Below are 24,266 nucleotides of genomic sequence, written 5' to 3' on the forward strand. Positions count from 1 at the left end.
ATCCCCCTTAGAAATAACCTTCCATCTTTTTCTTTTCCATTGAACCCGACGAATCGTGGTCAATGGCCCGCCCCTGACGTTCCGAGGTGGTCGTCAGCAGCATTTCCTGAATAATTTCCGGCAGTGTATCCGCCGAGGATTCAACGGCACCGGTCAGCGGGTAACAACCTAAGGTGCGGAAACGAACCATCTTCATTTCCGGGGTCTCACCTTCCGCCAGCGGGAAACGCTCATCATCCACCATCAGCAGCATTCCGTCGCGCTCAACCACCGGACGCTCTGCCGCGTAGTACAGAGGAACAATCTCAATGTTTTCGAGATAGATGTATTGCCAGATGTCCAGCTCAGTCCAGTTAGACAGCGGAAATACGCGAATACTTTCGCCCTTATTTACCCGGCCGTTGTAGGTATTCCACAATTCCGGGCGCTGATTCTTGGGGTCCCAGCGATGATTTTTATCGCGGAAGGAATAAACGCGCTCTTTTGCACGCGATTTCTCTTCGTCACGACGGGCGCCACCAAATGCAGCATCAAACTTGTATTTGTCCAGCGCCTGCTTCAGGGACTGGGTTTTCATGATGTCGGTATGTTTTGCCGAACCATGAGTAAACGGGCCAACACCCTGTTTAACGCCTTCTTCGTTGATATGAACAATCAATTCCATACCCAGTTTCTTCGCCATCTGATCACGAAACTCAATCATCTGACGGAATTTCCAGGTTGTGTCCACGTGCATCAGTGGAAACGGTGGAGTACCCGGATAAAAGGCCTTGGCTGCCAGATGCAGCATCACGGCGGAATCTTTACCAATTGAATACAGCATCACCGGATTATCAAACTCGGCGGCCACTTCACGGATAATATGAATACTCTCAGCCTCAAGTTGCTTAAGGTGCGTCAATCGCTTTTTAGTTAATTGCATTTTTCATCCTCGGAGATTCGTTTTGTACTGCGCAAGTTTCTTCTGAATACCAACACCGCCAGGCCTAAAGGTTGCAGCAACCGTCATTAGCTTGTAACTACACTCGAGATCGGATCTCTCATTTGCGATGGCCAGATCTCGCAAATAATCTATTGTTTCAGCAGGAATACTTATCGCTGAAAATGAGAAAATATGAGCAACGTCTGATGCAAACTTTGACAGATCAATCAGAAAACCCTGCCCTGACGGCAACTCTTCTCCCGGATGTGAGCCATCATGAAAAAGAAACTCTGTGACAGTTGGATAGTCAAAATACCCAGAAACAGTGCCTTTGAAAGCGCCACGACCATGTAAATATGGAACGCCATCATTTAACCCAAAGAGCGGCTCAAGAATCACCTCTCCGCCCGAACTAGACAGAGCCTCATGATAGTAAAGAGAACCAAAAAGAGCATAAGGAGTGCCATTTACAGTGAAACCATGAAGAGATTCAGATTCCTTCGAATTAAAATAACCAAAAGAGACAATTTCACCAGAGTTAGGCAAAGTCAACGTTTCCTTTAGAAGGAAGCAGTTCAGTTCCATCAAGCTGTTTGAAAACGAATACTCCTCAACGCCACTCTGCAAACGAAGATACTCCTCGCCGAGCAGAGAAAACACACCCTCCCTAGACTTAATTCCTTTCGGAATACTCCACTTAATAAAACAAATCTCCCCAGCCAACCAACACCCAAAATAATATGAAACCTCCTTCTTGAGATGAATACTATCCTTATACATAGAAGGTTCAAATAAAACCAGATTAAGATCCAACGTAAAAAAGTCAAACCGCTCGCTTAAATGTTTAACTTTCTCATAGTACCAATATGACTTAGATAAACTAAGATTAACAATTGGAAACACTATATTAAGAACTGGGACCTTAAGCCTAGCTAGCAATGCATAAAAATCTACTAATCTCTCTGCATAAGAATCTGGCATCCGCGACACATAATAGTTTACATCATTAATGTAATGGTCCAAGATAATCAAATCAAATTGCCTAAGCTGCTCCTCATTCTTAAGAAGCGTCTTAACGTGCGCATAATATGGCACACGGCCGGAGGAGAAATTAGTCACATCATGCGACGCTCTCAAAGCTCCAACGTAACCACCTTTCATTACAGAATTTGAAGTCCCTATCACCGCAATCTTCATCACCTACTCCTTGCAAAGTGCAGAAAAAACGGTACCCCAAGTCGGATTCAGCTGTGCGCAGACAATAAAATAGGGGTTTAAAAGGTCTTCTTTCTGACCGTATTCAAGCGGCTTTAATGCGGGGGTCAAAACCGCTCCGCCAGCGATTTCTACCACCGCCTGGGCTGCGCCTGTATCCCATTCACAGGTAGGTGCCAGACGCGGATAAAGATGCGCCTTACCTTCTGCAACCAGGCAGAGTTTCAGCGAACTTCCCATAGAGACAGTTTCTACTTCGCCCAGACTCTGAGCGAATTTCTCCAGCGCTTCCGCGCCATGACGACGTGAACCCACCACCTTCCAGGTCTCACCAGCCACGGGCTCTGAACTTACGCGAATCTCTGTGGGCTCTGCCTCCTGACCATCCTTGCGGAAGGCACCTACACCTTCTGTTGCAAAATACAGACGGTCAAGAGCCGGACAATAAACAACACCCAATACCGCCTTACCACCACGGATAAGCGCAATATTGACTGTGAATTCATCATTTTTGTTAATGAATTCCTTTGTGCCGTCGAGCGGATCAACCAACCAGAATTCGCCCCAGTTTTTGCGAGCATCCCACTTCATCTGTTCGGCCGGAGACTCTTCAGACAACACAGGCAGGCTGCTGATTTCTGCAAGACCATCACAGATAATATGATGAGCCGCGATATCCGCCTCCGTCAGGGGACTGCTGTCCGCCTTTTCGTATTTGGTGAAGTCAGTGCGATAAATAGCCATGATGGCCTCGCCGGCTTTACGGGCGATGGACGATACCTGATCAACCAGCTGTTGCATGACAAGCCTCCTTAACCGGCTTCAGGTAGCCATTACTTTCCAGATAGGCAATTACCTGATCAGCGGCATCTTCAACAGCAACGCCTACATTGAGAATATGAATTTCCGCAGACTCAGGTGACTCATATGGGGAATCAATGCCGGTGAAATCTTTAATCTGGCCGGCACGCGCCTTTTTATACAATCCTTTAGGATCGCGACGCTCGCACTCTTCAATCGGGGTATCAATGAAAACTTCGATGAATTCGCCCTCTCCCAACATGGCGCGAACCATGTCCCGGTTTTCGCGGAAGGGAGAAATAAACGCGGTTAAAACGATCAGCCCGGCGTCAATCATCAGGTTGGCAACCTCACCGACACGACGGATGTTTTCTACCCGATCCGTTTCAGAAAAACCGAGGTCTTTACACAAACGATGACGGACATTATCGCCATCCATCAGGTAAGTATGCTGCTGGCGCAGAGCCAGCTTGTGCTCAACCGCACCGGCAATGGTGGATTTTCCCGATCCACTCAACCCGGTAAACCACAACAGACAGGGACGCTGTTTCTTCATATCCGACCGGATGGCTTTATCCACCGGGTGGTTATGCCAGACGATGTTCTCATCTTTCATTTTAATCTCCTTAAAACTCCCAGAACTGTGGAATAAGCAGTAACGCCATCACGCCCACAATCAGGCTGAGAGGTGCGCCAAATTTAACGTAATCCATAAACCGGTAACCACCCGGACCCATCACCATCAGATTGGTCTGATAGCCCGTTGGCGTCATAAAGCTTGCCGATGCCCCCACCATAACGGCGATGGCAAACGGCTCATAATTCACCCCCAACGTCTGCGCGGTGCTTAATGCGATTGGCAGAACAATAATGGCGGCGGCGTTGTTGGTCATAAGCTCCGTCAGGAACACCGTCGTGACATACACAGCCGCTAATGCCCCCCAGGGGGTCTTAACAAATTCAAGCAAGGTTGCCGCAACGGCCGACGCAAGCCCCACATTCTGTACCGCAGCACCCAGACCAAAGGCACAGGCGATCACCAGCAGCACCGGATAATCAATACTCTTCCCGGCATCCTCAAAGGCAATACAACCGGTCGCTAGCATAGCGCCGGCGGCAACCACAGAGCTTTCAAAGATGGACAGAAGACCGGTAGCGGAAGCGACGATCATGGCTAAAAAAATACCAACGGCCAGCAAGGCTTTACGCTCTTCTGCGTGATTGGTTTCAGCTAATTTACTGACCAGAAGAAAATCACGACTATTCCGGTAGCGCATCAGAAAGCCTTTCTGCGCCTCAATCAGCAGGGTATCCCCTGCCTCAAGAATCAGTTCACCGAGCTTGCCTTTAAGACGCTCACCGTGACGCGACACACTCAATACCACAGCGCTGTAGCGATGGCGGAAACGGGCTTCTTTAATACTCATTCCGATCATCGGATTTGAAGGCGAAAGAACGGCTTCAAACAATCGACGATCTGAACGGTTCCCATCCAGTTTAAAACGCTGATCGTCGGCCAGCGTTAAGCCGTGAATATTGCGTAATTCCAGTACCGATTCCGGACTGCCAGCGAACACAAGACGATCACCAGCCTCCAGAACCGTACGAGGGCGTACTGCGGACAAAACCTGCCCCTCACGCTCCACTTCCACCAGAAAAAGCCCCGGAAGATTCCGCAGACCAGCATCCTGAATACTCCGTTTGACCAGTTCACTGCTGGGCTGAATAACCATTTCAACCATGTATTCACGTACATGATCAAACTGCTCCATCGAGCCTTCACGTGCCGGCAACAAGGATGGCGCAGCGAGCTTCATGTAAAAGAATCCAACCACGGCGATTGGCAAACCCACCCAGGCAATTTCAAACAGCGAAAAACCTTCCAAGCCCTGCTGCTGAATCAAACCATCGACCACCAGATTGGTACTGGTACCGATCAGCGTACACAACCCACCCAGTATCGACGCATAACTGACCGGGATCAGAATACCTGACAAACGTAACGAAAAACGTTTGGATAACCCCTGCGCCAGTGTCGTAAACATGGCCACAATCGGAGTGTTATTCACAAAGGCACTCAGCACCACAGTCACCGGCAACATACGGTTAAACGCACTGGCCTGAGACTTAGGGCTCCCAACCAGATAGCGGCGCAACAAATGTGTGGCACCCGTATCTCTCAAACCGCCGACAACCACATAGAGCGCGGCGATCGTGAACAGGCCAACATTCGAAAACCCTGCTAGAGAATCTTTAGGCGATAGTACATCGCTCAACAGCAACACTCCCAACACCGCCAGGAACAGCTTTTCCGGTGCCAGTTTATTACTGATTAGCGCTACCAGAGTAAACCCCAGCAAACCGGCTACCAAGTAAAAATCCACGAACGGTCACTCCCTAAATTGATGCCAATGCTCAACGGCTGCTGGACTCAGATACACTCTTCAGCCGCTTTACCATCAATTGCAGATACGGGCCATCTGGCCTCAGCCCTAATGCCCTATCAGCAATGGCCAAAGCAGAGGCATAGTCACCCGCGCGCTCCAGTATTTTACTCAGCTCCCGGTACACATCTGCCAACTGAGCACTTCTATCCAATGAGGCAGCGAGATCTTCCGGTCGCATCAGCTGACGGCGCTCGAAAGGAAGAGCATCAAAGGGAAGATCAACCCAACGACACAACTGAAGGAAGTCATATGAAAAATCTCCCGATTTAAGGGCGTGAAATACACAATCCCTGATGTAATCACCAAGTTCTGGCGCTTTAGCTACAAACGCCCACACGAGATCTATAGATTCGTAATGATTACCGACATCTAATTCCTGTCCATGAGAAACACTAATGCCAAAAACTTCCGAGATCCGAGCAACAATAGGAGCATATTTATCCTCCAACAACCTTAAACACTCTTTTCCCAACAACTGTTCTAGAGAAGGTCGCGGTGGAGAAACAGCATCTGAATACTTCTGCAAGGCAAAATCGACTTGACCATTCAGATGCTGTTCAAGTGGATTTAAAATACTATTAAGCACACGCTTAAACTCAACAGCGCACGGGGTGTAGCTCAGATTAATACGCTGCCCACGGCAACTCAATTGAATTCCAAGAAAAGATGACAACGCTCCTGTAGCATCCGATGCCGCTTGATCGTGATACGGCAATACTACTACACGCTGCGGGCCGGCCAACTCTGCCCAGCGAAGCAAAGATTCGCCCGTTATAGCAGGCTTGAGGCAAGCTTGCGACATGGAGAATGTCTGGATAGTCTGACTATAAAAATGCCGCTTTACATCCTGATTATATGAAGATCTGAATGAATCAAGCGGATGCCTATAAAACGACACTACCACATATTTGAAATCCACTAATGCCACAGTCAAGAGATCAGGATGGGTAAAGAATCCTTCAGCTGAAAGCAGCAACTTACAACCAACCGCACGGGCCTGCAGAAGGTAGTTGCAGATTTTATCCCTAACCGCCCCAACGTTTCCCTCATTCAGTAGGGATGCGATTTGCCAATGACCACCGGATATACCATTAGGGTCAAGTTCGTGTGGTGGGTAGTAATATCCACTAAGTGCCAGAGCATCCTGGTTCTGACTAAAGTCTTTTTGCACTGCCGAAGAACCGGTTTTCGGCGCGCCAATATGAAGGATAATCTCGGCATCAGCTAAAATACCGGAATTGCCAACAACCATGATAACCTCTTCAACACCAAAATATAGACAAAAAAGACTTCATAACATTCATGCTCCTGCGACCAGATCCGCGTAAATGAACCGCATCGCCGTGGCTGCATCTTCATCTAACAACCAAAGGGATTTTGGTATCCGAACGTCCTCCGAGGATAACGGCCTACTTTCATCTACAGAACCCGAATAGGCCTTGTTGATGGTATCAAGTAGAGCCCTATCAACGAATGATGCGCCCACCACATACTGATCCATTGCACGCTCCATTGCCGGAAATACGGAACAAGCCAACAAATCTAGGTATTTGTCGCGATGCGCCAAAAAGCGGATTCGTAACTGATGACCTCTCAGTGGCCCTGCAACGGAGAGATAGTGCAGGCTTCTGAGAACTTCAAGATCGAGAAAGTCTATCCGCGCATTAACAGAGGTCCATTTTTCCAGGAAGGGCATTGACTGCCCAATTGCTTCAAAAAAACTACTCAACGTAGATTGTGATGAAACCGCTTTCTCATAATCTACAACATGTACAGATGCTGCAGAAAAAACTTGCAGGTAGTCATCAATCTTCCGCTTAATATTCAATTCATCGCTGATAAAAGGGCGCGCCAAGTGGCGGTTAGCAAACTCGGGATAGGACTGGGTTATCCCGGACTTAACATATTCGTGCCATACCGAGAGCAACCGGATTGTTGGTTGTCTATAATAAATAATAATTTTTACATCATCGAAATGCAGAACCTGACGCAACAAACTGATCTGATCCTGCGTCATGTTATAAAAATTTTCGCTGGACAAAATTACATCACCAGCAAACGAATTCACATCGTTCAATTCCTGACGATATGCAGACAAGTCACCCGACTTAACAGCAGTGGCGAGACCTGTATGACCGTACATTTCCAACATACTGTCCGGATACAATACCCCCTGTTCAAACAACTTTTCTCGGTGCTTAAACAACTCCTGCTGGATATACGTGCTTCCGGTTTTATGAGGACCAATGTGAAGGTACAGTGTCTTCATTTTATATTTTCACCATCAAATAAAGGGACTGTGCCCAGTCACAGCAACGAGACAACCCCACTTTTTCATTTGCTTAATATTGCTTAACGACTCAAAATCACACGGAAGCGTCGGCATCCGTAAAGCCTGCCATTTGTCCTTTGGAGCAAGGATATGAATAGTCCTAATACCAAAGTCACCAGGAATCTGTGAATCAGAAACAACATTATCACCAACATGAACAAAGGACTTAAGCTTGCCGCCTGCCTTAAGCTCAGCGCTCAACCGTTCCCAAACAGTCCCTGAGTCTTTTCTCAAGCCCGTTTCGCTCGATACGTACAGAACATAAGGAACAACAATACCAACTACTGCTAAAAGCTTATCGATTTGCATCCGCGTGTAGTATGTATCTGTCACAATATAAATCTGCTTACCAGAGCCACCCAATCTATTAACAAACTCTACCATCAACTCCTTCGGCCGGATCATTGATAGATCAATTTCAAACTCAAGATCTACCATCTCCAGAATACGTTCTGAAGGAATAATCTTCTGCGCAGCGAGCTCTTCATAGATCTCGACAATAGTAACATCACCCTTAAACTTTTTTTTCTCTCGAACAGCTAATTCCGCTGCATTTCGCAGAGCGACAAACTCGCTTCCGGACAAAGTCAGTCCAGCCAACTCAGGGAGACAAAACTTGGCATAGTCAGGGACAAAATATTTCCGCCACACCAGAGTATCAAAAACATCAAATGAACAGATCTCTTGCTGCGAGCACAGCATATTCATGCGAAAATCCAAACCATATTGATATTCAAGAAAAATGAAATTTTCATCCAATGAAAATTGGCCAGACGCAGGATAATAGTAAAAGTTCTTATACCCTTGTTTTTGAGCAATAACTGGCAAAACTCGCTCTATAGCGTGCAGGACTGTTCCATCAGCTGGAATTGGCTCTTCAGGAAAATCAGCATAAGACCACGACCTTTCGAGCAAAGGTCTGACTGCATCAACGCGAGCCCAGAACATACCACCGGCCGGATACGCAAAATAGTCTTTATGGAAATCGATATCAAACCACTCCCTGAGTAATTTATTACCAATCCCTTTATTCTTCAGCCAATGACAGGTCCATTGCGGCATGTTCCAGAACGTTGTCGGATGGTAAATACCTAACGCCGGATCATTCTCGAACGCATTCAAAGCATTCCGGAGTATCTGCTTATCACGAGCGAGATATTCAATTAGATACTCTGCCCAATGAACTTGTTCAGATCCCGAATACAGTGATTTTTTACTATGCATGTGGCAGAAAAAATCGTAATCACGCAATTTTTCTGCAAACTCAACCAAAAAAGGGCCGAAATTGCGTCCTTGATTAGGGACAGTCTTAACATACACAGACTGAACAGACGGGTTCGCTCTGAATACAATTTCTGCTTTTTCAGCCACTTCACGAGAGGTGGTTGTGATAAAAAGATCAAAATTGAAATCAACTCCCATAAAGGCATTATGGAACCGGCTAATAAAATCTGCGTAGAAAATATGCAAAACGACAGCATAACGCCCCTCTCTTTTGAAAGGAATTTTAGCGACGTCTAAGTTTTCTCTGCTGCGCCAGAGAGGCCTGAGCGGATACGCCGAACGTCCTTCAGCAAGACCAAAACGTAAAAAATGCCGCAGAGGCGACATACCAGCAGTATACACGTCAGGGTTATTATGAAAATAAGACACCGGATCAAACGCAGAACTTGGCGCCACATTAGAAAAAGCTGACTTTCTGAGGTAGTCAGCAAATGCATCTTCAGCCGAAGAAAAGTAAATTTTGTGCTGCTGCTGATACCAGACAGGATCAAACAAGCCTGCACTGATTGCATCAGCAAACAAAGACGGATCATCAACAGCCAAGTGCGGCGCAGATTTTTTTCCGCCAACGTTATTCCCGAGAACTTTCTTACGAAGCCTCGCAGTCGATTTCTTAATTCTATTAAGCATATTCACTATCCGAACAACTGAGCTGGATTTAACACACCAAAGCCTGAAATGTGGTCATCCACCTCCAGTATCGCCCTTAAATCCATAGGAAAGCTTGCAGGATCAGCAACAATACCTGCGTAATATTCGGGGATGTCCTCTGCTGCGAGTTGCGTCTCGTCAGGTAAAACGTCCTGCATATAGGAAACAGCACCTTCATTGATCTGCTGAAGTATTTCAAAATGGTGCTGCGCACGCGTCTTTTGTGCGAATCCAAAACGGCTCTGTCCATTGACGGAGAATATATCAATTATTTGCCCATGAGGGGCCGTGAGCACCGACTCCAGATACAACGACCGATCAATCATGGGGTAGCCCTTACCAAAGCTCTGGCCACTACTCAAATGGCCATAATACTGGCAGGAATCTGTATCCTTCGCCCTGGACGTAGTGACCATGTAATGACCAATGGTAGATTCTCCGGTCATCGCAGAAAGCAGAGTCTGAATAGTTCCGGTAAATCCAATATCCAAGACGTTTAAAGGACCATTCCGAAAGCCTAACCCTTTCAAGTATTCCGCGTAGAGTTCTGATTTTGCCTGTAACTCACTCCGGAAAAGCTGGCTGATATCAGTCAGAACTTTTTCAATCCTGACTGCCTCACTTGGCAGCTTAACTTCACTTTCCATTTGCGCAGTAATATGCGGCAGCCGGACCATAATCTTATTAATATCCGCACCGCTAAAACCGAACCTGCGCGTCAGAAAATTCAACAGACTGCCCTTGTAATGATGCTGAAGCGTCGAGGGAATCAGCTTCTTGTCTGCCAGAGCCAATTTGAACAAAAAAGCCCGGGAGCACAGCAAATACTGAGACTTCAGTTCTGGACGACAGCCACTGATTACCTGATAGTGATCAAACAGCTGTTTCAGAAAATAACCTTCACGTGCGAGAAAATAGAGTGTCTTCGGCTCATGCCCTGAACAGCAGGCAAGCACTTTGTCGAAAAATGCAGTCACTACGGGGCCGATAAAGCGGTATCCGAAATCATGCAACTCCTGAGTGGTTGAATTCATGCATCACCAACCGGAATATCCAATTTCAACTGGTACTCAGCTACTTTCTTACGGGCAATTGTACCTTCAGGACGAAACACCTGTACCAGTCGCATCAAGGAGTAAGATGTTTCCAGCGAGGTATCTTCATACTCAATCGCTGCATCACGCAGAAAATCGATAAAATCTTCATTGACACGGGCAAATTTCTTCAGCTCCGCGACTTCATCCTGACTTAACATATTATAAGAATCTCAAATCTATCAGTTGTAGCCGTTAGGGTTCGCCGACTGCCAAGCCCAGGCGTCACGAACCATCTCATCAATACCAAGCTGCGTTTTCCAGCCCAATAGGCGCTCAGCCTTGCTTGCATCAGCCCAATACGCAGCCAGATCTCCATCTCGGCGGGGCTTTATAACATAGGGAATAGACACCCCGTTAATACGCTCAAATGCGGATACGAGCTCAAGCACAGAGTAGCCCCTGCCTGCTCCTAGGTTTATCGCCTGATACCCGGCATTGCTATTAAGATACTGAAGTGCTCGTATATGACCATATGCAAGATCCATTACATGGATATAGTCGCGGACACCAGTCCCATCAACGGTATCGTAATCATCTCCAAATACTCCCAGTTCAGCCAATTGCCCCACAGCGACCTTGGTAATAAAAGGCATAAGATTGTTCGGGATGCCTTTCGGATCTTCACCTAACATGCCAGAAGGGTGCGCTCCTATTGGGTTAAAGTATCTAAGAGCCACCAGAGCATACTGAGGATCTGACGCACAAAGATCGTACATCATATCTTCAACGACCGACTTTGTCTGTCCATACGGGTTAAACGGCCTTTTACGGTGCTCCTCCGTATAAGGATTGAACTCAGGCACACCATAAACCGTCGCCGATGATGAAAAAACCAGTTTGCGAACCCCATGCTCCTTCATACTCTCAAGCAGATTCAGACTACCATCCACATTATTGCGATAATAACGCAGCGGTTCCGCAGCAGACTCTCCAACGGCCTTGTATCCAGCAAAATGAACAACAGAATCCACCTGATTAGTGGCAAAAACAGCGTCCAGCGAAGATTTATCCCGGATGTCAACCTCTACAAACCTGGGGCTTATTCCTGTTACTTCCCGTATGGCATTCAGCACTTTAGGGGAACTATTCTCAAGATTATCAAGCAGCAGAAGATCAAGCCCCTGCTGCAGCGCCAGAACACAAAAGTGACTACCGATAAATCCGGTTGCACCACAAACAAGTATTGCCATATCAAACGTCACATTAAAGAGGATTAAATCTGACCCGGTAATTTTCCGCGTCAAACGACTCATAAACGCAGGTTACAATTACTCAATCCATAGCCAATTTCTCAGCCTGATCCGCTTTAAACTTGACAAGAAAATCCCTCTTCAAAGGACCTGTCAACCTCTTCAAGCCTTCCCTATCATTGCTCACATCCGATATCGAGTCAGCACCCAAGCGTCGCAGAAGCTCATAAACATAGTCTGGACTTTCAACGCACTCCTCATAAACCAACGTTATTGGCTTAATATCAAAGCGATCAAAAAATTTCCTCCAACCTTGATACTCAGAAGAAATACGCTGAAATTCTATCTGTGAATCCTCGAAATTATACTTTTCGGCAAGATCGTCCGGAGATTTAATTCCATGAGCACCAAAGTAGTTAGAGGTCATATGCAAAGCTGGTGTCTTTTGCCTAATAAAAATGTACTCATAGTCGGAAAAAAACTGAGTAAAAGCCTCCAACGGCTTTAAAGAAGACAGCTCATCCTTTGCATTTTTCAATAAAGTACCAACTCTGGCAACCTGATCAAGATTCACCCTCAGGGCAACAATACCAGAGCCAGCACTAGCAGCAGCCGAGAGAGCAGCATCTACATCATCACCTGAAATCCGAGTCTCCTTTGCCGCACCACTGCCCAACAAATTAGCTCTGGATAAGTAGAGTCGCGGCCGACCAAGAAAACCAACCGAAGCCAAATCTTTAACAAAATGGTCCGTTGATTTACCATCAACGACACATAAAACGTAGTTTTTCATAAACGAATCTCCTCAAGACGATAACATGAATTTAAATCACTGGCGCCAAATCAATCCTGAAAAACAACCTCAGACTGCCCCTGACTTACCGAAAACACTTTATACAAAAGCTGCAACGCACGCGGGTTAAACATCCACTCACCACGAGGGACTTTAACCTTTCGCCCCACAGGCACCAAGGGCTCAAGCCAAAATCGATCAGAGTATCTAGAGACCATATAATCATAGGAGGCAAGATCTACAGCCGAATTACCGACCTCAATATACATAAGGTCAGCAGAAATCATATCCATCAACTCCCTGACTGCAGGTTCTTTTGCAAGCCGAAGTCTGTTAAACGCAAGCCGAACATTCTCAGATGCATCACAATCAGAACGTTGCTGAGCAATATTTAAAGCTCTAAACAACTCAGCCTTCGCTATCGGAAGAGAAAGGTTTCTGCGAACATTGTCATCTTCAACAAGCCCATTCAAACCAACAACAGACATCAGCGCCTGCATAGAGTTACCTTCAGAAACACAGCGCTTATGATCAATAAACACCATATTTTCCCTACCCACCACGCTCTCCAGATCAGTCAAAAACCTCTCATGACCAATATCACCTTTTTGACTTACCCGAAAAAATGATTTCGCAAAAAACTCCGGAAAGCTCGAAGTAAATCCATGCTTAACAAGTTCTTGCCATTGAGAAACCATTCGATCAGAAGGAGATCTATAGTAGTAAATTATCTTAAAAGCGTACTCAGGAAACAATCCTTTCAACTTCCGAAAGAAATCACCCGACATGAGACTGAGCTTTTCACTTGAAAGAAGAATGTCACATCCTTGCTTCTTCCACTTATCAACCACCGAGTGAAACACCACTTCATCATCATGAGAGTTAAAAACTTTGCATATATCATGATGACCATACAGACGAAAATATTCTTTGGGGTACAACAGACCAGCCGCAGCCATAACTTCCGACTTACCCGTACAAAGTTCCTGTACATACGTCGACCCTGTTTTGTGAGGACCAACATGAAGATAAAGTGTTAAACCACCCATAGATTAAACCCTCGCAGTAGTTTCAAAAAGCAAGATTAATTGACTGATATTTCACCTGCGACATGCAGTCGATTTATATAGCTTCGCATGCAAGATCCAACCTCAGGATGCCTTAAACCAAACTCTATATTAGCCAACATATACCCTTCCTTACTGCCGCAGTCGTGACTCTTCCCCACCATACCATAAGCCTCAACCTGTTCCGTTCTCATCATTTCAGCAATCGCATCCGTCAGCTGAATCTCTTCTCCCGCCCCAGGTAGAGTGTGCGAAAGGATATCCCAGATGCCCGCAGACAATACGTACCGACCAACAACTGCTTGATTTGATGGAGCATGACCTGCATCGGGCTTTTCAACCATGCCAACCATAACCTCAGAGGCACCAGGCTTAAGCTCTGCCCCGCCGCAATCGACGATACCGTATTTATGGACTTGATCAATGGGAACAGACTCAACCATTACCTGACTACGTCCCGTTGCGCGATAACGATTGATCATATCCGCTAAATTGTCACGACTAAGATCTGATGCAACATCGTCAATAATCACATCTGGCAAGAGCACTGCGAATGGATTATCTCCAACCAATGGTCGCGCACAGCTAATGGCATGACCAAGCCCCTTGGCCTGCCCCTGACGAACGTGCATGATGGTAACCCCTTTAGGGCAAATCGCCTGGACTTCCTCAAGCAACTGACGCTTAACCCGCTTTTCGAGAGTAGCCTCAAGTTCAAAACTGGTATCAAAGTGATTTTCTATGCTGTTTTTACTTGAGTGAGTAACGAGCACGATTTCTTTAATTCCCGCAGCTACCGCTTCATTCACCACATACTGTATTAATGGCTTATCAACGATTGGCAACATCTCTTTCGGTATCGCCTTAGTTGCCGGCAACATCCTGGTACCAAGCCCAGCAACTGGAATAATAGCTTTCATAGCACTCCTCTAATCAGAAATCATTTAAAGTAAAGACAAAATCAGTTCATACAACTCAGACTGACTAAACCGAATATTATCAGGACAGCGATATCCATCATCTTCCGATAGCGAAAACAACCCATCAAAGTCCAATCCGTACAATTGACATAACCTTCGATTAGACTCCTCATATCGCTCCATAATATGATGACGATCACTCAGAGGTAGAATATTCTTAACTTTCTCTTTTTTAATCCCCGACCTTAAATAAAAAGACTGCAAAAGTCTGTACCTGTCGCTCCCCAACCGGTCCGAAATATGCTCATTAACATAGCGAGCAAAACTCAACATACTCGGGCTCCAAGACTCGTTCCGATCTAGCTCTGGAGTTACATATGCATCACCAAATTCAAGACCGGTAGCCGCCGCGAAATCTGCCAGAATACCACTACCCCGCACAGCAAGTTCATAAGAACGCACAAAGTAACGTGCCGACGGCATATGCTTTTTCCACTGCTCAATAAGAAAATTGGAATCAAAAAACCACTGATTTGATATTAGTGACTTATACATATCCGCGACTGACTTCGTGCCACCAGACTTGACATATGTACTGTATGAAGACTGAAAGTAAGAATCCTGTCGACGAAAGTAGTATACTATGTCGATATGATCCGCATTCAAACTGCCTAGCAATTCAGCAAGCTTAGCAAGTCCATTGTGTTTTAATCTCGAAGAAAAATGCTCAACACTGAGCAACATCGTATGAAAATCTGATCTTTCATTAAACTCACGAATCAAAGGAGTCCATTCGAAATTAAAATCACAAGGAATATCCTTTGGAATAAACTCAAGAGGCCTACCACTATCCAGTTCGCATAGCGGAGATACGAGAGAAAACTGTGCATGCTTGCTAAATGCTGAAGTTGGATAGTACACCCCATCACGTAAAAGCTGATCCCTATTCACTGAAAAGAAATGCTGCATAAAGGTAGTAGCTGTCTTTTCAGAACCGATATGTAAAACAACACGCTTACACATTATCTAGCACCTCTATATGCGCACGAGCACATTCAGATATAGTAATAGGCCTTACGATATTATTATGAAAATCATTCCACTTTGCTTCTGAAATAGCCAACTCGATTACAGTAGCCAAAGACTGGTAACTACCTCTGCGGAAATGATAACCCGTAACACCATCTATAATCTTTTCTGCCATACCGCCGATATCAGCAGAAATAACCGGACGTCCATGATTATAGGCCTCCTGGATTACCATTGGCGAATTCTCCCACCAGATTGATGGAATAATCATCCAATCGCATTCCTTGAGTAGGCGGGGCATTTCGTGTGGTTCATAGGAGCCATGAACTGTAACGACATCTTTCAGTTCATCCAACAGATCTTTAATTTTGCCCTGAAAAGTGGCTTCCTGCATATCAAGGTTGGCACCATGAATATCGAGGTGAACCAGTTCTTTAACTTCATCCGGTAGTGCTGCGAATGCTTGGAGCAGCACATCAACACCCTTAAATGGGTTAATTTGTCCAAAGAAAGCAAATCGCCCCCTTACCTCTCCATCTACCAAGGTACGCGGAGCATCACCATGAGATGCTGGCTGGCCATTCTCGATCATCACTAGCTTCTCTTCCGGAATTCCCCAAGCTTTGTAGCGATCAAGAAGAAAGTGACTTGGCGAAATAAACATGTCAACCAGAGCAAACATTGACTGGAGGTATTGTTTACGCATGAAGAAATCAGCGCTGGATTTTTCCGGAAAGCACTTAGCACAATCTACAGGATTCGATTCATAGCAGAGCTTTGTACTGCCCTTTTTAACCATCTGTCCGTTGTTGAAACAGATAGCCATATATTCGTGGAGCGTAAAAAGGATCTTTGTTTCAGGCAGTGCATTCCTGACAACACGTAACATTTCGACGCCCATGTGTGCATAGTGGTGAAAATGCACAACCGTTGGCTGATACCGGCGCAGGAAGTCGGCAAAGTACTCCGTCATGTGACGGCTTTGGGCGCACCGCAGGTTGAACCAGTCACCAATACTGGTATGAAAAAGGATCTCACGGCCATCATTGCGTGTAGAAAATACAGAGCCTCCATGCGAGGAGTCACCAGAACGCGCCAGAAACAAGCAGTCCAGTCCCATTGCTTCGTATTCTTTGTAGAGATTATAGGCGGCAACTTCAGCCCCTCCCTTGCTATGATCTGGATGGCCATGTGCTACAACGAGAATACGGTTATGTTTCATGCCTTTGTTCATATTAAATTGCTTCCGCGCTCAGTTCCTTGATCATGCTTCCCCATCTTCTCGTATGCTGCAATCCGTTATAGATAGTCAGCTTGAACTTCCAGGACTTATCCTCGAATAAGTTTTGTGACTGCCTTTCCAGATGATAAAGAACGATGCTGCTATTGATATAGTTTACATAGCCTGCATTTAACGCCTTCAAACAAAGATCACTGTCTTCAAAATCACCAAGAACGTAGCTTTCATCAAGACCACCAAGCTGGCTATAGAGTTCAGTCTTCATGAGCATGCAGGCTCCTGTAACAGATGGGACCGAACGGAGACCAAGCTCTTCTGTCATCCAAACCGGCAGCCCTTTCCCAGGATGTTCGACTAACCAGAGGGATCCGAATTCTTTAATCTGCTGATAAGCAAGTCCGTCATGCTGAATCGTCTCATCCTCAAATAGCAGACGGGCTCCGAGGATGCCAGGGTTCTTGGCATGAGCATAAGTACCCATCATTTCTGCCAGCCAACCCGCGTACTTGGGCACTACATCAGAATTGAGCAGCAATAGCATTGGGGCTGTTGCATACTGAACACCCATATTATTAGCACCTGCAAAGCCAAGATTCATATCATAGCTCACGGTTTTGAATGGAAGCCGGAAAAGCTCATATACACCTGCACAATACTGGTTGAATTCGCTCAGCAACCTTGGATCATCAAGTACATAAATGATCTCTGCCCGACACATTCCCGGATCCTGAACGAATTGTGCAATCTGATACAAGACAAAATCATAACGCCCGTATATGGGGATAATGATGCTGCATACCGGCTCATCAGGCAGCTGGCCATATTCTGTAACCTGAACCGTATCCCCACAGGTCTTTTTATTAGCCCAGACACTGAAGATAGCATCACCAAGATAGCCATTCATTTCAGCCTCGTAACCTGGCTTGCGCATATCAACAGGTGTCAGCAACGTTCTGATTAATGAAATTGGATCATCCACCCCAGCATTCACATCCAACGGCATTACTGCAATCCTTCCACCCTTTGCAACCATTACCAGATCAGTTTTTTTTGTTGGGTTGTATTTAGACATACGGAATATTCCGTAAATACCTGCCTTATATCGTGAAGATACAATCCGTTCAAACGCCTTATTAACATCAGGGCGATCAAAGTTCGAGCATGACCCAAGCAGATTCTCAGATATACTTGACCCTTGGCGCAAATATACACCTAGCAAGTTGCTTTCAGAGTCTACCATCCATCCCTGTAGAAATACGCCGTAGCCAGGAATAGCTACATTATTATCACCATGCAAACGAATAAAACCTGGCAACTGCTCTACTGCAGAAAATCCTTCCGATGGACTAGTAAGCACAGATTTCACGCATTCATCCAAAATGTCAGTGACAAACGTACGAATATCCTTTTTATCCATTTGCATTGTGCTATTGAGAATAACTGCAGTATTTTCACTAAGGTTCGCTTCTACGTCCTTCTCATCAGACGAAAGCTTTAAAACAAATTTCAGGTCTACGGCATCTTCTCGATTAAACGGGGAGGCGAGCCTAAAAACACGCATAACCCCCCATTTAACCTCATCTTCGTCTCCAAAATGCTTGTTAACATCCATTCGACTAAATTTAATCAAAGACAAAGATGTCACATCTAACGTTTCACCCATGCAATTAATTTCAAGATCAGGAGCTTCCTCCCCGGTGTATCGCTCCCAACCAAGTATGCATAGTAAATCCGCGCCGTAGAAGATAGCTTGATCGTAGAACGCGCCGAGTATTTCGCCCATGGTAAGCCTTTCCTTTAAATTTCTGATACTGCTGCGACAAATCGCTCAAGTACAAGAGCAATTATATGATTTATGAGAATTGCTTCAGCAGCGGCATCCACCAGTTCTGATTGTGCAGATACCAGTAGACGGTCTTACGGATACCACTTTCAAAACTTTCTGCTGGTTTGTAGCCAAGTTCCTGCTGGGATTTAGTCGGGTCGATGGCGTAGCGACGGTCGTGACCGGCGCGGTCGGCTACGTAGGTAATCAGGTCGGCGCTTTTACCGGCGATGGCTTTGGTGGCCAGTGGATACCGAACAGTCAGTTCGGGTTCTGCAGCAAAGGCTTCATCCATCAGTTTGCAGATTAGATTAACGATGTCGATATTCGCCCATTCGTTTATGCCACCGATGTTGTAGCACTCACCCACACGGCCCTGTTTGATCACCAGATCGATACCGCGGGCATGATCGGTTACGTACAGCCAGTCGCGGATCTGCTGACCATCGCCGTAAATCGGCAGCGCTTTGTCGTGCAGGATGTTGGTCAGTACCAGCGGAATCAGTTTTTCCGGGAAATGATACGGGCCATAGTTGTTCGAGCAGTTGGACGTGGTGACGTTCAGACCATAAGTGTGGTGGTAGGCGCGCACCAGATGATCGGATGCGGCTTTACTGGCGCTGTAAGGGCTGTTCGGCGCGTACGCAGTGGTTTCACTGAAGGCCGGGTCGGTCGGGCTCAGCGTGCCGTACACTTCGTCGGTGCTGACATGGTGAAAGCGGTGTGCAACCGGGCTTTCGCCGCGCGCTTTCGGCTCGTCAATCCACAGCTTTTTAGCGGCCTTCAGCAGGCTGTAGGTACCAATAATATTGGTTTCAATAAAGGCATCAGGGCCTGTAATTGAACGGTCTACGTGGCTTTCGGCAGCAAAGTGCACAAGATTATTCACCTTGTGCTCTTTGATCAGGATCTCTACCAGTGCTGTGTTGCAGATATCGCCGTGGACAAAGGTAAAATTCGGATTGTCTTCGACACTGGCCAGGTTCGCACGGTTACCGGCGTAGGTCAGTGCATCCAATACAATTACTTTGTCCTGTGGGTAGGTTTCGAGCCAGTAGAGAACGAAATTCGAACCAATAAAACCGGCACCACCGGTCACTAACAACGCATTCATTGAGCAAGTTCCTGAATCATATTCTTTAATGCGGTACGCCAGTGAACTCCGTTCACGGCTATGTCTTTACGCAGGGCGGAGGTGTCGAGCACGCTGTAAGCCGGGCGTTTGGCGGGTGTCGGATACTGGGCAGCAGTGATCGGATTTACCGGAATGGCTTTTTCGAGCAGATTGGCTGCAACCGCCAGTTCCTGAATCGCAACGGCGAAGTCGTACCAACTGGCGGTACCCAGATCGGTCCAGTGATAAATAACCTGAGTGTCCTGCTGTCGGCATTTGCGCTCTGCCAGCAGCCACAGGGCATTGGCCAGATTACGGGCCGACGTCGGCGTGCCGACCTGATCAGAGACAACACCCAGCTGCTCTTTTTCGCGCATCAGGCGGATCATGGTTTTAACAAAGTTATTACCATGCACGCTGTAAACCCAGGCCGTACGGACGATGCTGACATCGGCACCGAGAATGGTCTGAGCTTGTTGTTCACCGGCCAGTTTGCTGGCGCCATAAACGCCCAGCGGAGATGTCGCGTCCGACGGCTGATACGGGGTATTTTTATCGGCAGCAAACACAAAGTCGGTAGAAACATGCAGTAACTTTGCACCGAGTGTTTTACAGGCCTGCGCCAGATTCTTAACGCCGGTTTCATTAACCGCGTACGCCGCATCTAGGTCGGACTCGGCCTTATCGACAGCCGTGTAGGCGGCCGCGTTAATGATGAGATCAGGTTTAAACTCAGCGGCAATGGCATTAACCAGCACGGCGTCGGTGATGTTGAGTTCGGAGGAATCACAGAATAACGCTTCAACGTTCTGTGCCCACGCCGCACCCGACTCACGAGCCAGTGTCAGCGTGTGCTGCAGTTCAAAACCGAGCTGGCCATTTCGGGCCGTAACCAATACGCGCATTTGTCTTTCGTCCCTGTTCAGTATTCGAATTTATCGGCTTCTTCGAATGACTTACCCGCTTCGTCTTTGGCAGACAGCAACGGAGCTTTTCCATCAACCAGCGGCCACTCAATGCCCACTGTAGGGTCGTTCCATTTGAGCGAGCGGTCGTATTCAGGCGCGTAGTAATCAGTGCATTTATAAACAAATTCTGCACTGTCTGACATCACATAGAAACCGTGGGCAAAGCCTTCCGGCACCCAAAGTTGACGTTTGTTGTCTGCTGACAGAATCTCACCGACCCACTGCCCGAAGGTCGGTGAGCCTTTGCGCATATCAACGGCTACGTCGAATACTTCACCCGCCACAACGCGCACCAGTTTGCCCTGGGTTTGTTGCATCTGATAGTGCAGGCCACGAAGAATGCCCTGCGCTGATTTTGAGTGATTGTCCTGCACGAACGGCTTGCCACCAGTCAGCTCGTCCATGATGCCGGCACGGAAGGTTTCCATGAAGAAACCACGTTCGTCGCCAAATACCAGAGGCTCGACAACCACAACATCCGAGATACGGGTGCGGATCAGTTTCATACGATGTCCTCTTCAAACTGGCCAGTCTGCTCAATGGCTTTCTGCATCAGGTTCATTTTCAGACGATCTTCAGCGCGACGTCCGAATTTTGCCGGATTGAACTTCGACGGATTAACCTTGGCATTGGCGTGCTCGAAAAGAACGCTGAAGAGGTATTGGCCATAACCATTTTTCTTCATGGGTTCAGCCAGCTTACGCAGCTGTTCGGCATCAATCAGCCCCAGACGGAACGCGATCTCTTCTGGGCAACAAACCTTCAGACCCTGACGTTTTTCGATGGTGGCGATAAAGTGACTGGCATCCAGCAGACTGTCGTGGGTGCCGGTATCGAGCCAGGCAGTACCACGGGACAGCAACTGCACGTTCAGTGTACCGTCGGCCAGATAGGCGTTATTTACGTCGGTAATTTCAAGCTCACCACGAGGTGACGGCTTAATACTTTTAGCAATCTCAACGACTCTGTTATCGTAGAAATACAGACCAGGAACGGCGTAATTGGATTTTGGCAGTGCTGGCTTTTCTTCCAGAGAAATTACCTTACCGGATTCATCAAATTCAACCACACCATAAGCACGCGCATCCTGAACGTGATAGCCAAAAATAGTGGCACCATCCCGTTCACCCGCAGTAGCCTGCAGCATATCTTTCGACATATTCTGGCCGAAGAAAAGGTTGTCCCCCAGAATCAGGGCAACCGAGGCATCACCGATGAACTCTTCGCCAATGATAAAAGCTTGAGCTAAGCCATCAGGACTTGGCTGTACTGCGTATTCAATGGAGATGCCCCACTCACTACCATCGCCCAGAAGGTTACGGAAATTAGCACTATCCTGAGGCGTGGTGATGATCAGGAATTCAGAAATACCCGCCAGCATCAGAGTACTCAGTGGGTAATAGATCATCGGCTTATCGTATACCGGCATTAACTGCTTACTGACGGACTTCGTCAGCGGATACAGACGGGTACCTGAACCACCTGCCAGAATAATGCCTTTGCGCTTGGTCGATTTGATTGCACTGTTCATAAGTCTCTCCTGAGATCGTCCCTGTTCAATTTGCCTCTGATGCTCCGCAAAGGCCCTACCCATTTTTGTTTAAATTCGCCAACCTGACCAAAAAATCCCCAGCCGGAATACCAGTGAAACAGCACACCGTCAGCTCTGATTGCTATTGTTATTGGTCGATCAACCCATTAGTAATAATCCGGACCAGCACTTACTGGTCCGGCAATAGCGATTAAAGTGCCAGCACAACAGCGGCCGACACAGCAACCTGATAAATTACCTGAGTAATATCCTTGGTCAGCTGCAATGCCTTGAGATCTGGTTTTGCCAGTACAAAAATTTCGTCGCCCGGTTCAACTAGCTTGCTGTCATCCAGATCACCATTGGCCGAAACAAAGGTTCCGTTGGATTTCATCACCAACGTATTAGTGTCGTCCAGATCCTGGGTAGCACCGCCTGCCTGATTCAGATATTCCTCAACGCTGCGACCCTTTTCCCAAGTAATCGCCGTTGGGAACCAGACCTCGCCGTGAATCATGACCAGATTACGCTTGGCTGGAATGACAACCTTGTCACCCTGCTGCAAAATTACCGACGCAGGATCAAAACCCTCTGTCAGCAGCACCTGCCCACGTGGCTGAACGTCTTTTGCTTTGTCGATCCAGCGCAGCACGATGTCGGCTTCCGTTTTACGCAATTCTGCCGCGTCCTTGGTGGCAGAGCGCGCCGTCAGCACACTTTGTTCAAGCGATGTAAGGGAGGCGTCCAGCATTTCTTTCTGACGCTGAGCCACAGAATCGCGAAACAGCTGAACAGCTTTGGTATTCGACAGCGCTGTATATTCAACCTGAGCCAGCAGGTCTTTCAGCGTGGCACCCCATGGCAGCACAATTTCTGTCTGTGAATTGTGCTCACCGAGCAATTCAACACTGATGCTCTTAGGACGCAACTGCGAGCTGACTTTGATCAAGGCGCCCGGGCGGACCTGCACGTTCTGAATACTGTCGATCGGGTACTGTACCGCGTTCACTTCAGTACCGGTTGGCTCAACCACGGTGACATGGGTGGCCTTTTCTGTCTCGACAACGGCATTAACAACCTCTGCCAGAAAGCCAGTATTGCCTTTCAGTTCGTATTTGCCGGTAAAGCCAACTTCGCCCTCGACTGACACTTCACCGCCTTTGCGGCCAATGAAAATGACATCGCCATCCTGCAGCTGAATATCCGGCATCTGACCCCGTTCGATGAAGGCATAAAGGTCTATGTTGTACAGGGTTTTACCGGCACGCTTCAGCTCAATGTTACGATAGCTGCCGAGATCGCGGCGGATACCACCGGCCTGATCGATAAAACGCAGAATGGAATCGGCACTCTGGCCTTCGTACAACCCCGGATTGGTCACCAGACCTGACAGAAAGACTTTTACTTTCTGACTGGAGGCGAGGGTCACGTAAGCTTCAACGTTGGATTTATAAACACGCTTAATAGACTTGAGAACGGTGTCATTCAACTCACGATTCTCAACACCCAGCACTTTAACCGGGCCTACTTTGGGAATAAAAATATTACCCTGCGCATCTACGGTTACATCCTGCTGTACATCCAGCCCCCCCCAGAGCTGAACCACCAGAGTATCACCCTGTGCAATGCGGTAGTTCGGGTTAATACCTGTAAAGGATGCGACTTTGAACCCACCCGTGAACAACCAGCCGCCAAACACGGTATTTATTTTTTCATCCGGAATCGGAGGCGCCGCCTGCGCGTCTGCATCCTGAGCCAGTTCAACAGCCAGCGCACCGAATGCGTTCAGCAACAGCAGAGCATGAAGGGAGAGGTGACAAAGAAACTTACACAACTTCAT

The 24,266-nt window shown here is 47.1% G+C and carries 22 protein-coding genes; all 22 read right to left on the reverse strand.

Features of this window, described 5'->3' with window-relative positions:
• Nucleotides 1–7: 7 nt before the first annotated feature.
• The 22 genes from cysD to ACQUQU_RS09750 all read right to left on the reverse strand — a co-directional run bounded on the left by cysD (nt 8) and on the right by ACQUQU_RS09750 (nt 24,266).
• The gene (gene cysD / locus ACQUQU_RS09645) at nt 8–922 is read right to left on the reverse strand and encodes a sulfate adenylyltransferase subunit CysD (protein ID WP_430459469.1); all 915 of its coding nucleotides are present in this window, start codon (nt 920–922) and stop codon (nt 8–10) included.
• A 3-nt stretch (nt 923–925) separates the two neighbouring features.
• Nucleotides 926–2,119 (reverse strand): hypothetical protein, encoded by a 1,194-nt coding sequence (locus ACQUQU_RS09650; RefSeq protein WP_430459470.1) that lies wholly within the window; start codon nt 2,117–2,119, stop codon nt 926–928.
• 3 nt (nt 2,120–2,122) lie between these two features.
• Nucleotides 2,123–2,938 (reverse strand): 3'(2'),5'-bisphosphate nucleotidase CysQ, encoded by an 816-nt coding sequence (cysQ, locus tag ACQUQU_RS09655; RefSeq protein WP_430459471.1) that lies wholly within the window; start codon nt 2,936–2,938, stop codon nt 2,123–2,125.
• Nucleotides 2,922–3,554 (reverse strand): adenylyl-sulfate kinase, encoded by a 633-nt coding sequence (cysC, locus tag ACQUQU_RS09660; protein WP_430459472.1) that lies wholly within the window; start codon nt 3,552–3,554, stop codon nt 2,922–2,924. Before cysC ends, cysQ begins: the two co-directional genes overlap by 17 nt.
• A gap of 10 nt (nt 3,555–3,564) precedes the next feature.
• Nucleotides 3,565–5,322 carry an SLC13 family permease gene (locus ACQUQU_RS09665; RefSeq protein WP_430459473.1) on the reverse strand — a complete coding sequence of 586 codons (1,758 nt, stop codon included), beginning with the start codon at nt 5,320–5,322 and terminating at the stop codon, nt 3,565–3,567.
• Nucleotides 5,323–5,353: 31 nt separating this feature from the next.
• Entirely contained in the window at nt 5,354–6,637 is a 1,284-nt protein-coding gene (locus ACQUQU_RS09670; RefSeq protein WP_430459474.1) for a hypothetical protein, read from the reverse strand.
• Between the two features lie 48 nt (nt 6,638–6,685).
• On the reverse strand, nt 6,686–7,654 hold the full coding sequence (locus ACQUQU_RS09675) for a hypothetical protein (protein ID WP_430459475.1): 969 nt from the start codon (nt 7,652–7,654) through the stop codon (nt 6,686–6,688).
• 15 nt (nt 7,655–7,669) lie between these two features.
• The gene (locus tag ACQUQU_RS09680) at nt 7,670–9,631 is read right to left on the reverse strand and encodes a rhamnan synthesis F family protein (protein WP_430459476.1); all 1,962 of its coding nucleotides are present in this window, start codon (nt 9,629–9,631) and stop codon (nt 7,670–7,672) included.
• A 5-nt stretch (nt 9,632–9,636) separates the two neighbouring features.
• On the reverse strand, nt 9,637–10,686 hold the full coding sequence (locus ACQUQU_RS09685; RefSeq protein WP_430459477.1) for a hypothetical protein: 1,050 nt from the start codon (nt 10,684–10,686) through the stop codon (nt 9,637–9,639).
• Nucleotides 10,683–10,907, reverse strand: a complete 225-nt coding sequence (locus tag ACQUQU_RS09690; protein ID WP_430459478.1) for a hypothetical protein — start codon at nt 10,905–10,907, stop codon at nt 10,683–10,685. Before ACQUQU_RS09690 ends, ACQUQU_RS09685 begins: the two co-directional genes overlap by 4 nt.
• Before the next feature lie 21 nt (nt 10,908–10,928).
• Nucleotides 10,929–12,002 (reverse strand): UDP-glucose 4-epimerase GalE, encoded by a 1,074-nt coding sequence (galE, locus tag ACQUQU_RS09695; RefSeq protein ID WP_430459479.1) that lies wholly within the window; start codon nt 12,000–12,002, stop codon nt 10,929–10,931.
• 19 nt (nt 12,003–12,021) lie between these two features.
• Entirely contained in the window at nt 12,022–12,732 is a 711-nt protein-coding gene (locus ACQUQU_RS09700) for a Stf0 family sulfotransferase (RefSeq protein WP_430459480.1), read from the reverse strand.
• 50 nt (nt 12,733–12,782) lie between these two features.
• A complete protein-coding gene (locus ACQUQU_RS09705) occupies nt 12,783–13,781 on the reverse strand; it encodes a hypothetical protein (RefSeq protein ID WP_430459481.1) in 999 nt (332 codons plus the stop codon).
• A gap of 35 nt (nt 13,782–13,816) precedes the next feature.
• Nucleotides 13,817–14,719 carry a UTP--glucose-1-phosphate uridylyltransferase GalU gene (galU, locus tag ACQUQU_RS09710; RefSeq protein WP_430459482.1) on the reverse strand — a complete coding sequence of 301 codons (903 nt, stop codon included), beginning with the start codon at nt 14,717–14,719 and terminating at the stop codon, nt 13,817–13,819.
• A 24-nt stretch (nt 14,720–14,743) separates the two neighbouring features.
• A complete protein-coding gene (locus ACQUQU_RS09715) occupies nt 14,744–15,742 on the reverse strand; it encodes a hypothetical protein (protein ID WP_430459483.1) in 999 nt (332 codons plus the stop codon).
• Nucleotides 15,735–16,982: a glycosyltransferase family 4 protein gene (locus tag ACQUQU_RS09720; protein WP_430459484.1), complete on the reverse strand. Its 1,248-nt coding sequence runs from the start codon at nt 16,980–16,982 to the stop codon at nt 15,735–15,737. The genes ACQUQU_RS09715 and ACQUQU_RS09720 overlap by 8 nt, the downstream gene beginning before the upstream one ends.
• 1 nt (nt 16,983) lies before the next feature.
• Complete coding sequence (locus ACQUQU_RS09725; RefSeq protein WP_430459485.1) at nt 16,984–18,771, reverse strand: glycosyltransferase family 2 protein; 1,788 nt, start codon at nt 18,769–18,771, stop codon at nt 16,984–16,986.
• Nucleotides 18,772–18,841: 70 nt separating this feature from the next.
• Nucleotides 18,842–19,927, reverse strand: coding sequence for a dTDP-glucose 4,6-dehydratase (gene rfbB, locus ACQUQU_RS09730; RefSeq protein WP_430459486.1), 1,086 nt, complete (start codon nt 19,925–19,927; stop codon nt 18,842–18,844).
• Nucleotides 19,924–20,832: a dTDP-4-dehydrorhamnose reductase gene (gene rfbD / locus ACQUQU_RS09735; protein ID WP_430459487.1), complete on the reverse strand. Its 909-nt coding sequence runs from the start codon at nt 20,830–20,832 to the stop codon at nt 19,924–19,926. The genes rfbB and rfbD overlap by 4 nt, the downstream gene beginning before the upstream one ends.
• 17 nt (nt 20,833–20,849) lie before the next feature.
• Nucleotides 20,850–21,401, reverse strand: coding sequence for a dTDP-4-dehydrorhamnose 3,5-epimerase (gene rfbC / locus ACQUQU_RS09740; RefSeq protein ID WP_430459488.1), 552 nt, complete (start codon nt 21,399–21,401; stop codon nt 20,850–20,852).
• A complete protein-coding gene (rfbA, locus tag ACQUQU_RS09745) occupies nt 21,398–22,426 on the reverse strand; it encodes a glucose-1-phosphate thymidylyltransferase RfbA (protein ID WP_430459489.1) in 1,029 nt (342 codons plus the stop codon). The genes rfbC and rfbA overlap by 4 nt, the downstream gene beginning before the upstream one ends.
• A 211-nt stretch (nt 22,427–22,637) precedes the next feature.
• Nucleotides 22,638–24,266 carry a polysaccharide biosynthesis/export family protein gene (locus ACQUQU_RS09750; RefSeq protein ID WP_430459490.1) on the reverse strand — a complete coding sequence of 543 codons (1,629 nt, stop codon included), beginning with the start codon at nt 24,264–24,266 and terminating at the stop codon, nt 22,638–22,640.

The sequence above is a fragment of the Thalassolituus sp. LLYu03 genome (genome assembly GCF_050507655.1).
Classification (GTDB): domain Bacteria; phylum Pseudomonadota; class Gammaproteobacteria; order Pseudomonadales; family Oceanobacteraceae; genus Venatoribacter.

Bases quoted from the DNA above. Each gene is read 5' to 3' on its own strand.
- cysD (WP_430459469.1), bottom strand. From the start codon at position 922: ATGCAATTAACTAAAAAGCGATTGACGCACCTTAAGCAACTTGAGGCT.
- ACQUQU_RS09650 (WP_430459470.1), bottom strand. From the start codon at position 2,119: ATGAAGATTGCGGTGATAGGGACTTCAAATTCTGTAATGAAAGGTGGT.
- cysQ (WP_430459471.1), bottom strand. From the start codon at position 2,938: ATGCAACAGCTGGTTGATCAGGTATCGTCCATCGCCCGTAAAGCCGGC.
- cysC (WP_430459472.1), bottom strand. From the start codon at position 3,554: ATGAAAGATGAGAACATCGTCTGGCATAACCACCCGGTGGATAAAGCC.
- ACQUQU_RS09670 (WP_430459474.1), bottom strand. From the start codon at position 6,637: ATGGTTGTTGGCAATTCCGGTATTTTAGCTGATGCCGAGATTATCCTT.
- ACQUQU_RS09675 (WP_430459475.1), bottom strand. From the start codon at position 7,654: ATGAAGACACTGTACCTTCACATTGGTCCTCATAAAACCGGAAGCACG.
- ACQUQU_RS09680 (WP_430459476.1), bottom strand. From the start codon at position 9,631: ATGCTTAATAGAATTAAGAAATCGACTGCGAGGCTTCGTAAGAAAGTT.
- ACQUQU_RS09685 (WP_430459477.1), bottom strand. From the start codon at position 10,686: ATGAATTCAACCACTCAGGAGTTGCATGATTTCGGATACCGCTTTATC.
- ACQUQU_RS09690 (WP_430459478.1), bottom strand. From the start codon at position 10,907: ATGTTAAGTCAGGATGAAGTCGCGGAGCTGAAGAAATTTGCCCGTGTC.
- galE (WP_430459479.1), bottom strand. From the start codon at position 12,002: ATGAGTCGTTTGACGCGGAAAATTACCGGGTCAGATTTAATCCTCTTT.
- ACQUQU_RS09700 (WP_430459480.1), bottom strand. From the start codon at position 12,732: ATGAAAAACTACGTTTTATGTGTCGTTGATGGTAAATCAACGGACCAT.
- ACQUQU_RS09705 (WP_430459481.1), bottom strand. From the start codon at position 13,781: ATGGGTGGTTTAACACTTTATCTTCATGTTGGTCCTCACAAAACAGGG.
- galU (WP_430459482.1), bottom strand. From the start codon at position 14,719: ATGAAAGCTATTATTCCAGTTGCTGGGCTTGGTACCAGGATGTTGCCG.
- ACQUQU_RS09715 (WP_430459483.1), bottom strand. From the start codon at position 15,742: ATGTGTAAGCGTGTTGTTTTACATATCGGTTCTGAAAAGACAGCTACT.
- ACQUQU_RS09720 (WP_430459484.1), bottom strand. From the start codon at position 16,982: ATGAACAAAGGCATGAAACATAACCGTATTCTCGTTGTAGCACATGGC.
- ACQUQU_RS09725 (WP_430459485.1), bottom strand. From the start codon at position 18,771: ATGGGCGAAATACTCGGCGCGTTCTACGATCAAGCTATCTTCTACGGC.
- rfbB (WP_430459486.1), bottom strand. From the start codon at position 19,927: ATGAATGCGTTGTTAGTGACCGGTGGTGCCGGTTTTATTGGTTCGAAT.
- rfbD (WP_430459487.1), bottom strand. From the start codon at position 20,832: ATGCGCGTATTGGTTACGGCCCGAAATGGCCAGCTCGGTTTTGAACTG.
- rfbC (WP_430459488.1), bottom strand. From the start codon at position 21,401: ATGAAACTGATCCGCACCCGTATCTCGGATGTTGTGGTTGTCGAGCCT.
- rfbA (WP_430459489.1), bottom strand. From the start codon at position 22,426: ATGAACAGTGCAATCAAATCGACCAAGCGCAAAGGCATTATTCTGGCA.
- ACQUQU_RS09750 (WP_430459490.1), bottom strand. From the start codon at position 24,266: ATGAAGTTGTGTAAGTTTCTTTGTCACCTCTCCCTTCATGCTCTGCTG.